The sequence below is a fragment of the Parabacteroides sp. AF21-43 genome, assembly GCF_003635435.1.
GTDB classification, from domain to species: domain Bacteria; phylum Bacteroidota; class Bacteroidia; order Bacteroidales; family Tannerellaceae; genus Parabacteroides; species Parabacteroides distasonis.
Genome location: NZ_QTMG01000064.1, coordinates 1 through 1,969 on the forward strand (window position 1 = coordinate 1; position 1,969 = coordinate 1,969).

A 1,969-nucleotide genomic window follows, 5' to 3' on the forward strand; every position below is an offset into this window, starting at 1 on the left:
CTCGGACACGGGATCAGTTGATAAGTAAAAATTGCGCATAGCGATAAATGAAAGATATGAGAAAAGAGAGAGAGACGTGCGAGGTTCCTTCCGGCCTCCGGTTGATGAACCTGTTGCGTGAGCATTTGACAGAGATCATGGATCGTGAGCGTGCGAACCAAAACTCAATACACCTGTATTGTACGGGGGCTTACTGGGTGGCTTTTGAGTGTTCGGCCTATCAGTTGTATCGTGCATTTCCGGATAGCGAGACCATGCCGTTGCGCCTGTTCGCCTACCCGTTCCCGATCGTGATGGTGTCCGTTACGGATCGCTCGCTCCGCTCGTACGCCCGCAAACATATCTTGAGAAGAGACGAGTCGGATTACAAGCTATTGACCGTCCCCGGATTTTCCTTGGCAGACTACCGTGAATGGCACGCCGGCGAGGTGGAGGGACTACCTTTATTAAGTGAGAGAGTATGAGTGCTGAAAAAAAGAAAACTACACCATTCGGAAAAAGTGAGGGAGCGGAACCGGAGCGATTCATCCCGGATGGGATGGGTATGTTCCAACGTAATGTAAAACGTATAGGGGATTGTGCGCTGGCGTTTTTGGCCTTGATCGTATTCTCCCCGCTGTTTTTACTTTGTTATATCGCCGTAAAACGGGAGGATGGAGGCCCGGCGATCTTTAGGCAAGAGCGTATCGGTCGTTTCGGTCGCCCGTTCAACATCTATAAGTTCCGCAGTATGCGTCTGGACGCTGAGAAATTCGGTCCGGCCCTTTACAAGGGTGGGGCAGATCCCCGGATGACCCGTGTCGGAAAATTCCTTCGGGTACATCACTTGGACGAGTTGCCCCAGTTATGGAATGTTTTTGTGGGCGACATGTCCTTTATCGGTCCCCGTCCGGAGCGCCAGTTCTATATCGACCAGATCATGGAGCGTGATCCCCGTTACCGTTACCTCTACCAGATCCGTCCGGGGGTGACCTCTTACGCCACGCTCTACAATGGGTATACGGACACGGTCGATAAGATGCTCCGCCGCTTGCGTTACGACCTGTTCTATCTGGAGCATCGCTCTTGGCTGTTCGATTTCAAGATATTGGTGAAGACCTTCTTGAATATAGCGTTCGGTAAGAAATTCTGATATTTCTGTAATATCTTGTGGTAAAACTTTGTTTGTAAGATAATATAGCTATCTTTGCCTAATAACATAAAAAACGAAACCTCTATGGATAACAAAAAAAAAGAAATGAGACCAGTGTCTGTCTTTCAAAAGATATTGGAAGACAAACGAATTATTCGAGAATGTATTCAAAAGGGAGGTGATATAAAAGAAATAGCACGACAACGTGGAATCAAGTTTGCCACTCCCTTATGATATAGTAGAGGAAAGTGATTGGAATTATTCATTTAAGACTAAGCATGGCATTGTTTATCATGCTTATTTTATAGATTTTTCAATATACCATCCGACATTTGATAATGTCTATACTTTTAATATAGAGCCGGAGTCGGATAGACCTCATTCGATAGATAATCGTATAGCGATGACCATAGTCTCGTTATTACGGATATTCTTCTCAAGGAACGACCATGCGATGATAATGGTTTGTGATAATTTAGATGGCAAAGAAAAAAAGCGCAGATTGTTGTTCTCTAAATGGTATTCTGTTTATAATGATGGAAGCATCATAAAATACGATGCTTCCACCCAAATAGATGATTACCTGCTTTACGTTTCTATTTATTTAAATAAAAATAATTCGAAACGTAATGTTTTAGTTCAAGCCTTCTATGAATTAGTAAAGAATAATTTATATCCAATAGATGAATGACGACTATTTTTTGTGGAGGCATAGTATGGCTTTCATAAGGTTTCATACTCCTTCCTTGCGTCAAAGCAAGGGCAAGACTTCTTTATATAGGGGCTAAGCTGGTAATGCCCTAGAATACGTGCCTCCGGGTAGTCCCTTCGTAATTG

4 protein-coding genes and 1 pseudogene are annotated in these 1,969 nt (G+C 43.9%); 4 read left to right on the plus strand and 1 reads right to left on the minus strand.

The window, feature by feature from the left end; translation table 11 throughout:
• The first annotated feature begins 56 nt into the window (after window positions 1-56).
• The 4 genes from DWX84_RS21315 to DWX84_RS21325 all read left to right on the plus strand — a co-directional run bounded on the left by DWX84_RS21315 (window position 57) and on the right by DWX84_RS21325 (window position 1,823).
• Entirely contained in the window at window positions 57-464 is a 408-nt protein-coding gene (locus DWX84_RS21315; RefSeq protein ID WP_048928459.1) for a hypothetical protein, read from the plus strand.
• Window positions 461-1,132: a sugar transferase gene (locus tag DWX84_RS21320; protein ID WP_005857350.1), complete on the plus strand. Its 672-nt coding sequence runs from the start codon at window positions 461-463 to the stop codon at window positions 1,130-1,132. The genes DWX84_RS21315 and DWX84_RS21320 overlap by 4 nt, the downstream gene beginning before the upstream one ends.
• 84 nt (window positions 1,133-1,216) lie before the next feature.
• The gene (locus tag DWX84_RS21735; protein WP_005862749.1) at window positions 1,217-1,366 is read left to right on the plus strand and encodes a hypothetical protein; all 150 of its coding nucleotides are present in this window, start codon (window positions 1,217-1,219) and stop codon (window positions 1,364-1,366) included.
• Entirely contained in the window at window positions 1,338-1,823 is a 486-nt protein-coding gene (locus tag DWX84_RS21325; RefSeq protein WP_048928433.1) for a DUF6169 family protein, read from the plus strand. Before DWX84_RS21735 ends, DWX84_RS21325 begins: the two co-directional genes overlap by 29 nt.
• Window positions 1,824-1,855: 32 nt before the next feature.
• Here the strand turns inward: DWX84_RS21325 and DWX84_RS21330 are convergent.
• Window positions 1,856-1,969 (minus strand): annotated as a pseudogene (locus DWX84_RS21330) (N-acetylmuramoyl-L-alanine amidase); the annotation flags it as partial.